This window comes from Hyphomicrobiales bacterium, assembly GCA_030688605.1.
Classification (GTDB): domain Bacteria; phylum Pseudomonadota; class Alphaproteobacteria; order Rhizobiales; family NORP267; genus JAUYJB01.
This window is the reverse complement of the sequence record JAUYJB010000075.1, coordinates 1-7,472: the sequence shown is the minus strand read 5'-3', so window position 1 is coordinate 7,472 and position 7,472 is coordinate 1. Positions and strand designations below refer to the sequence as shown.

General features: G+C 62.8%; 8 protein-coding genes. 1 reads left to right on the top strand and 7 read right to left on the bottom strand.

The genetic code is table 11. The features are described from left to right. Positions 1 to 243: 243 nt before the first annotated feature. The 5 genes from Q8P46_09015 to Q8P46_08995 form a co-directional block, all read right to left on the bottom strand. Complete coding sequence (locus Q8P46_09015; protein ID MDP2620304.1) at positions 244 to 417, bottom strand: hypothetical protein; 174 nt, start codon at positions 415 to 417, stop codon at positions 244 to 246. Positions 418 to 1,089: 672 nt separating this feature from the next. After that, positions 1,090 to 1,725 carry a hypothetical protein gene (locus Q8P46_09010; GenBank protein ID MDP2620303.1) on the bottom strand — a complete coding sequence of 212 codons (636 nt, stop codon included), beginning with the start codon at positions 1,723 to 1,725 and terminating at the stop codon, positions 1,090 to 1,092. Next, complete coding sequence (locus Q8P46_09005; protein MDP2620302.1) at positions 1,722 to 3,758, bottom strand: AAA family ATPase; 2,037 nt, start codon at positions 3,756 to 3,758, stop codon at positions 1,722 to 1,724. The genes Q8P46_09010 and Q8P46_09005 overlap by 4 nt, the downstream gene beginning before the upstream one ends. Beyond that, entirely contained in the window at positions 3,755 to 4,087 is a 333-nt protein-coding gene (locus tag Q8P46_09000) for a DUF2312 domain-containing protein (protein ID MDP2620301.1), read from the bottom strand. Before Q8P46_09000 ends, Q8P46_09005 begins: the two co-directional genes overlap by 4 nt. Positions 4,088 to 4,092: 5 nt before the next feature. Further along, positions 4,093 to 4,359: a hypothetical protein gene (locus Q8P46_08995; GenBank protein MDP2620300.1), complete on the bottom strand. Its 267-nt coding sequence runs from the start codon at positions 4,357 to 4,359 to the stop codon at positions 4,093 to 4,095. A gap of 549 nt (positions 4,360 to 4,908) precedes the next feature. On the opposite strand from Q8P46_08995, the gene Q8P46_08990 reads away from it, so the two are divergent. After that, positions 4,909 to 5,172: a hypothetical protein gene (locus Q8P46_08990; GenBank protein MDP2620299.1), complete on the top strand. Its 264-nt coding sequence runs from the start codon at positions 4,909 to 4,911 to the stop codon at positions 5,170 to 5,172. A 10-nt stretch (positions 5,173 to 5,182) separates the two neighbouring features. Here Q8P46_08990 and Q8P46_08985 read toward each other — a convergent pair whose 3' ends face one another. Further along, entirely contained in the window at positions 5,183 to 6,442 is a 1,260-nt protein-coding gene (locus tag Q8P46_08985) for an integrase arm-type DNA-binding domain-containing protein (GenBank protein ID MDP2620298.1), read from the bottom strand. A gap of 325 nt (positions 6,443 to 6,767) precedes the next feature. Then, the gene (locus Q8P46_08980; protein MDP2620297.1) at positions 6,768 to 7,220 is read right to left on the bottom strand and encodes a CopD family protein; all 453 of its coding nucleotides are present in this window, start codon (positions 7,218 to 7,220) and stop codon (positions 6,768 to 6,770) included. Between the last annotated feature and the right edge of the window lie 252 nt (positions 7,221 to 7,472).

The following is a 7,472-nucleotide window of genomic DNA, read 5'->3' as shown; positions in this document are numbered from 1 at the left end:
ACAGGGCAGCGCCAGGACCGGGCTTACAGGGCGGCGCCAGGGCCGGGCTTACAGGGCAGCGCCAGGACCGGGCTTACAGGGCAGCGCCAGGACCGGGCTTACAGGGCAGCGCCAGGACCGGGCTCGCAGGGCAGCGCCAGGACCGGGCTCGCAAGGCAGCGCCAGGACCGGGCTTGCAGGGCGCCAAAGAGAAATGGCGCCGGCTATGGCCAGCGCCGCAAATACGCCGCGGGTGCGCCGGGATCAGATCAGGCGCACCGGCCAAGAGAGATTGAAGGCCAGCGGGCCAAGGGCCAGGACCGCAACGCCGGCCCAAGGGACACAGCCAAAACCAAGCCATTCCTCTAAGTCAGTAGAACGGCGAGAAATCCAGAAATCGAAACGCCCATAGCGCCCGTTTGAAATGTTTCCAGTCATGTGCTCTTTACTCCATCTAGTGGAAACACAGCTTAGAATACACATAACGCCCTGCAAGTCAAGCGCGGCGCAACGATACGATTATTGGTGCACGATACGATATTCTAATCGGCGGTCTGACGGTTAGGTAATACTTGAGACCACTTACACGTCATTGGTATTTCGAGCCGGACGGTTCCTGCATATGGGCGCGCACGCGCGCCAGATTGCGCCAGCCGGGGTCGCCAAGATCGGCGGCACGGCCAGGGGCTCCCGCCGCTTAGGCGCTGCCGCCCGTTCGGTTTCCGTCGCTTAGGCGCTGCCGCCGGTTTGGTTTCCGTCGCGTCGGAGCTTGGGCGATGCCGCGGCCGGGCCGCTCCGGCGCATAGATACTTCCCCGCACAAGCGGCCAGCCTCTCGCGCTTGGTCCGGCGATCTGGCGGGCGCGTCTCGCATCCCTGCAAAACGGCCGCCGGGGCGCCCCGCCCCCGGCCCCGGTGGCCGGAGGGGTTGTAGGGGATGGAAGGAACCGCGTTGGAAGGGCGTTGGAAGTCTTGACAAACGGCAGGTTTCCGCCATTTCTGGCGCCTCGGTTTCCAACGCATTCCATCGACCTGTTTTCAACGTTGGAAGGGCGTTGGAAGGGCGTTGGAAGGCTCGCGGTTTTGTCGAGATGAAGCGCGGCGCTGCCAGCTACTTAAGCGGTTTATTCGCCTTCTTGAATTCTGCGACGGCGCGCTTTCTCACACGATCGATCGCCTCATTCAGTATCGTAAGGAGGGGGTCCGGCGGCGGCGGGGGCGGTAGTTCATCTTGGAATGCGCACAGCCGTTCGACCAATCTATCCTTACCGTCAAGCCGCCGAAAGCGCTTGATCACGCACGAATCAATCACCAGTGCGCCGATAATCGAAGTGGCGGGAACATCGCCGACATGACACGCTTCGACGTAAGGAATGACTTTGCAGCTACGGAAACCCTCGTTGTCGGTTTTCGCGCGGAACTCTGCCGGGTCTATTAGGCTGTCGCCAAGTGCATCTCTGTTGATTTCCAACCAGACGGCAAGGCGCCCCTGTTGCGGGCGGCTGAGCCATTCCAACCAGTTACCTTGCTGCTTCGCGATGTCACGTTCGGTTCCGTTGAAATCGAACAGGCTGACGCCACAGAGTTTACGAGAAAGAGCGGTCTTATATCGCTTTGCCGGTAGGTCTGACCGTATCGTGCCATCCGACAAGATCGCTTCAAGTGCTTGCAGGTCGGTAGCGTGCCAGAGCCGGCCTTTAAGCGCGGCCCACAGCTTAGTTGGAATGCTGATTTCGTCTTGCTTCACGCTGCATCATCTTCGGCTGCCGCATCGACGCGGGCTATGCGGCTCCGCCGCTTGGACGGCGGCCCGTCCGTAACGACTTCGATTTTGCCCTTCGCGAACAACCGGTTCATCGCGTCCCTAAGCTGCCACTTATCTGTCATTCCAGACCGCTCGTCATTGGCGAACAGTGCCGGAGCGTAGTTCCTGCCGGGCGCATCGCCTATGTTTCGCCCTTCGGCGCTGTAGGCGTCAAGCAAGTTCATAAAGGCGCGCTCGGCGTCTTGCGCCTGTTCGCGGGCGCTCTCTGCATTGTGCCCGCCCTCCGGCAGGAAAATGCCGTTGGTCCATTGCAGCGGTATTTTCCCGCCGGCCCGGCCATAATTGGCTTTCATGACCGTCAGTAACCGCCGATCGGGGTTGCGGCGCATAGCGTCCGCGTTTTCGCCGCGATTGAGATAGAGCCTCGATCGAACCGAGTTGTTCCAGTGCGTCGAGCCGGACGAACCGGCCGCGGAAGTGAACTCGTTTTGAGATGCAAGACCGGCGCGGCTCGGATGCGCAAGGGCAAGAACCGCCGCGTCGTATTGGATCGCCGCTGCCCGGAGCAAGGCGACGAAAGCCCGCACCTGACCGCGCACGTTCTCATTGCCCCCGAAAATGTCCGTGAGGGTATCGAGCGCCACGAAAGAAGGCCGGAAAGCGGCTATCTCTCTCACGAGTTCGTCCCACAGCGGCGTGGCCTTTAACCGATCGTTGCGGTCAGTCGCGGCGAGCGTCGCGCCGCTGGCATGGTCGGCCAAGGATATGGCTTTGAGGTGGCCGCCCAGGTCGCTCAGGCTCAAGCCCTCGAAGCTGGCGATGTCGGCCAGGCGCCGGTGCAGTTCGTCGCGATCGTCTTCCGCCGTTAGGATCAGGGCCTTGGGCCGCGCCGCGGTCACGGGCCGGCCTATCCAGTCCCTCCCCGCCGCAACCGCGGCGCCAAGCTGCATCATCAGCGTGCTTTTGCCGGTGCCGCCGTCGCCGTAAAGCAATGTCACATTCTTGGCGGGGATCAATCCCTCGACAAGCCATTCCCGCTTGGGCACGGGCCGGCCCGCCAGGGCGGCAAGATCGAGGGTCGCGCCGGGCAGCACGGCCTTGCGCTCGACCGCCCGATTGTCGTTGGCCCCAATGTGGTCGATGTCCGCGTCGGTCAGAACGTCGAAGTCGACGGCCGCCGACTTCGAGCCGGGGCTGTTCTGCCCGTAGGCGTATGCGTTGCGGCAAATCGTATCCAATTCTTCCGTCGACCATTCCGGCTCGCACCGCCTATTCCATGCGCCGAGCAGCATTGACGAGGCCATCCATTCCGAGATGCCCAGGTCGCGCAGGCGCGCCGCGGTCCTATACGCCCGGTCATTCCCCCCTTGGCCTTCTATCGAGGGTGCCGCCTCCTCTAAGTAGGCTTCCGCGGCCGACAAGGCGGATGGCGTGTCGAGTTCTATGGCCGCATCGAGCTTGACCGGCTTGGCTGTCGCGGCCGCGGCGTTTAGGGCACCGACCAGGGCCGCGGGTGCGCCTGCGATCGGCGCCCGGTCAAGGAATTTATAAACACCTTCATCGGTGGTCGAGCCGACGGCCACGATGTAGCCGCCCTCGCCCCTGATATCTACGCCGCTGGCGATTTTCGATGCTGAGTTCCTCGCCGGCTCCCGCGTGGCAAACACGAGATGCATACCCCCCGATGGCGTGACCGCCGTCAGGGTGCGCGGCGGCTCGCCGCCAATGAGCTTCGCGAATTCGGTAATCCCGTCCTTGCCTCGCACGTCGAGGTCGACCGCTACGGCATAGCCGCCGGCCGGAAGCGGGCGCCCCATTGCGAGACCCAGGTTAAGCCCTTTCGTAATCCACTTCCCGATTTGCTTGAGGTCGCACGTCGCGACTTGCTGCCAGCCTTTGACGGGCGGGGCCTTGGCGCCGGGCTTGGCGATCGGGAAAACCGGGAGCCCAAACGTTTTGGCGTATTCCAGCGCCGCATCCGCCAGCTGTTTCGATGCCGGCAGCGGGCGGTTCATGGCGCACGCTCCGGGTCGTCCGGGCCAAGCTCGAACATGTAGATGTCGAACAGCACCCGCCGCCTCTCGCTCTCGTACGCTGCCTTGCGCGCCCTGGCGGCCTCTGCTCGGTCCCTGGCGGTCCTCCCGCGTTTCGCACGGGCTATTCGGCGCTCCTTGAGCACGGTTCTGAGTGTTCGGCCATCGAAGCCCGCGGCCTCGGCCTTGAATATAACCTCACCGGCGTCATCGAAACGATCTGCCTCGCGTAGCTTTTCTATGCGCTCGACGAACGAACGCAAAGAGCCTTTGCCGGCGCGGGGGCCGGTTTTGCGTTCACCCTTGCTCATGGCGATTACGCCGCTTCGCCGGGGCGCCGCGAGGAGTGCGGCGTCCGCACGCTCCCGGCAATCCAATCCGTCAGATCGCTCAGTCGGTAATAGACCCGGCCGTTCGGCAACTTGACCCAAGGCAGGCCGCCCCGCCCCGTCGATCTGTTGTTGTGCAGGCTTTGCGGGGATTTCAACCTCAAAAATTTGGCCGTTTCCCTGGATGTAAGCAGAACTCTTTCGGGCTCGTCGAGGAACTTCTGGGCTGCCTTCGGCAGTGTGTCGATGCTCATTACGTAAAACCCCATTATCGAGGCCGAACGGCTCCCGTCCGGCGCGCTGCGCACCCGTTTCGGCTCGGTGTGTCGTATGGGGTATCGGGAAAAGAAAGCCCGGCCCAACGAATGGCGGGACGCGGCGCGGGTGAAAGAACCGCGTCCCGCCTTGGCTTCGGGTCAATCTCTCTCCGTCTCGGCAGCTTACCGGGCAGTAGCGTTTACCCGACAAGAGCATCTCAAGAGCATCGATTGTAACAAAGCTAGGGCCTTATGTACAGCGGTTTTGTGGGCGACCCTTGTAACCTGGCAGAACAGTTTAAGCAGCGGGAGTATGCCCGATTATGTTAGATTATATAAAACGTTTGCTTATCGGCCGGTGTCCACGGCGGCGGGGCGGGTCGTAAGGTCTGAAAAAAGCTATTTGTTTGCAGTTACTTAGATGGCCGGCTTGGGATAATTCGCCCCGCCGTCAAGCTTTACTGTTGCTAGATGGCAACGGCCCGGTCACAATCTTGTGATCGGCCCGGCTGCGTGTTCCGCGCAGAATATAAATGGAGGCTAGCGATGGTGAAGGTTTGGAGGGTCCAGGGGTTCAATAGCTCGGAAAAGATTTTCGAGCGCGACATGCCCGGCGACTTGTCGGAAGCTGAGATATCCACTGTTTTGCAGCGGCTTGTTTGCCGCCACCTGTCGCCGGACGAAATTATCCGCGCTTCTTTGAGGAAGGGCGATCCAGACTATATCGTTCATCTAGAGCGAATGGGCACAGGCCGCCCTATTGAGTTCGGGTATGATCCCCACTACACAGCAGAACTCAAGGAGAAATAGCCCGCGCCCTCTAGGCCAGGGCCTCCTCTAAATAAGCCGCCCACCGCGCCAGCGCCTCGCGCCGCTCGCTGAGATAGATCGCCCTGTTGTAAGTTCCAGCAACGCCGGCCTTGGCCGCCCCGCTGATGTGGTTGACCGCAGCCTCGACGATGTGGGGGGCGATACCAAGCTTCTCGTTCATCGCCGTGACCATCGTTCGCCGCAGATCGTGCCACGTCCAAGGAGCCGGAGCCTTCTTGCCTTGCGCCGCGGCGACGGCCGCAATACGCGCGTCGAGATTGGCCTTCGCCCGACTGAAACCGCTCAATGGCGCCTCGCCAGTCTTTCCGAACACCATCGCGTCGCCGGCGCGCCTAGCCTTCGCGCGGTGCCGCAGGACCGCCGCGGCAGACGGCGCCAGCGGCACGATATGGTCGCGATGGTTCTTGGTGCGCGCGGCGGGGATTTGCCATTGCGGTTCGCCGCCGTCCGGGTCGCTGATTTCGGCCCACGCCATTCCGGCAACTTCCGCCCGCCGCTGGCCGGTCAGGATCAAGAGCCGCACGAAATTTCGCATCGGGTCGGAAAGGTCGGGCAAATCGCTCAACCCGTACAGCACCCGCAAGGCACCGTCGTCATCAAGCGCCGCCAGAACCAAGGCCAGATCGTCGGCCGAGAGAACGCGGTCCCGCGAAGGCGCCGGGTGCCGCGCCTTCATGCGCTCGGTTGGCGCCCTCTCGATCAGGTCGCGGTCAACGCACCAATTGAAGAAAATTCGCAGGTAGGAGAAAGTGTGATTGACCGCCGAGCGATGGCCGCGCTGGTCGATCTTATCGAGTAGCGCCACCACATCGGCGCGCGCGATCCGACCGAGCGGCTTTGCCCCCCATGCCGCCACGCCGGCGCCCTGCAAGACCCGTTTGTATTCCTCTAGGGTCCGGGGCCGCAGCCAGTTCGCTTGCCCGTCAAGAAACCGCTCGACCGCCGCCGAGTAGGTCGCCGCGTCGCGCTCGGCCGCTTCCGCCGCGGGGTCGCGGCCGCGCTGTGCGTATTCTGTCCATTCGCGAGCCTTCCGCCGCGCGCCGGCCAGGGACAGGGCGGGATAGCGCCCCAGGGTCAGGCGCTTGAGCTTCCCGCCGATGCGCTTGTGCAGCACCCACGTTCGCGCGCCGCTGTACGACACCCGTATGGCAAGCGCGGGAAAGAGCGTGTCGAAGGTCTCGACCTGTAGGGGCTTGAGTGGCGGCTTCAACGCCTTGACCTTCGCATCGTTGAGCTTGACCCGTGGCATATCCGGGGGCCTCCGATAGGCAACGCTCAGGCAACACCGACGCGAGTATGCGCGATGAGGCCGCCGAGCGGCGGCGACATCATTCTAGAACACACCCTATTGCAAGACCAACGAATTTTGGCCCTATGGCCAGGGGGGCGAGTATGCGCCATGATCCCTGATTATGGCCCGGTCACAATCTACGAATCTGGGGGTCGGGGGTTCGAATCCTCCCCGGCGCGCCAATCAAATCAAGGCCTTGGATAAGAGTGCGGGCTCTCCGGCTGGCCGGGGTACCAGCCAGCTCCGGCTTGGGGACCCCGGAGACGGTTTCGCGCGCAGCGCGTCAGAACGGATGGAAGACCACCAGCACGATGACACCGATCATCACCACGGTCGGGAACTCGTTGAGGAAGCGGTAATAGACGTGCGAGCGCACATTCTCGTCACGCGCGAACACCCGCACATAATAGACCAGCAGGAAATGATACACCGTCAGCAGGATCACCAGCGCGAGCTTGGCCAGATACCAATAGTGTCCGATCAGCTCGCTCCTGGCCTCTTCCGGAACCCAGCCGGCGGGCAGCAGCACGATCGCTCCGCCCAGCACCCAGCTCGCGATCATCGCCGGCGTGGTGATCTGGTTCAGGAGCCGCCGCTCCATCACCTTGAAGGTCTCCCATGCCTCGCCGTTCGGCGTCGCCATGGCGTGATAGACGAACAGCCGCGGCAGATAGAACAGCCCCGCCATCCAGGAAATGATCGCCATGACGTGCATCGCCTTGAGCGCCAGATACAACATGCCTTTTTCCCTTTGTCCGAGGTTCCCGACTGAACCGTATCGAGGACAGGAGCATTGACCCCGCGGGACGGGGGCGCTGCCCCTGGTAGGAAGGATCGGCCGAGCGAAGCTAGAGCGGTTCATGGTTATAGGGAACCATTTGACCGGGATGATTTTGCGCCGTGGCCAGGCGCGGCTCGCCGGGCGATGCGGTGCATCGGCCAACAGCCGCAACACCGCCACGGCGCAAAAGAACCCGGCCTTCGGTGG

Coding starts and splice junctions, on each gene's coding strand:
- Q8P46_08995 (MDP2620300.1), bottom strand. CDS start 4,359: ATGAGCATCGACACACTGCCGAAGGCAGCCCAGAAGTTCCTCGACGAG.
- Q8P46_08985 (MDP2620298.1), bottom strand. CDS start 6,442: ATGCCACGGGTCAAGCTCAACGATGCGAAGGTCAAGGCGTTGAAGCCG.
- Q8P46_08990 (MDP2620299.1), top strand. CDS start 4,909: ATGGTGAAGGTTTGGAGGGTCCAGGGGTTCAATAGCTCGGAAAAGATT.
- Q8P46_09015 (MDP2620304.1), bottom strand. CDS start 417: ATGACTGGAAACATTTCAAACGGGCGCTATGGGCGTTTCGATTTCTGG.
- Q8P46_09000 (MDP2620301.1), bottom strand. CDS start 4,087: ATGAGCAAGGGTGAACGCAAAACCGGCCCCCGCGCCGGCAAAGGCTCT.
- Q8P46_09005 (MDP2620302.1), bottom strand. CDS start 3,758: ATGAACCGCCCGCTGCCGGCATCGAAACAGCTGGCGGATGCGGCGCTG.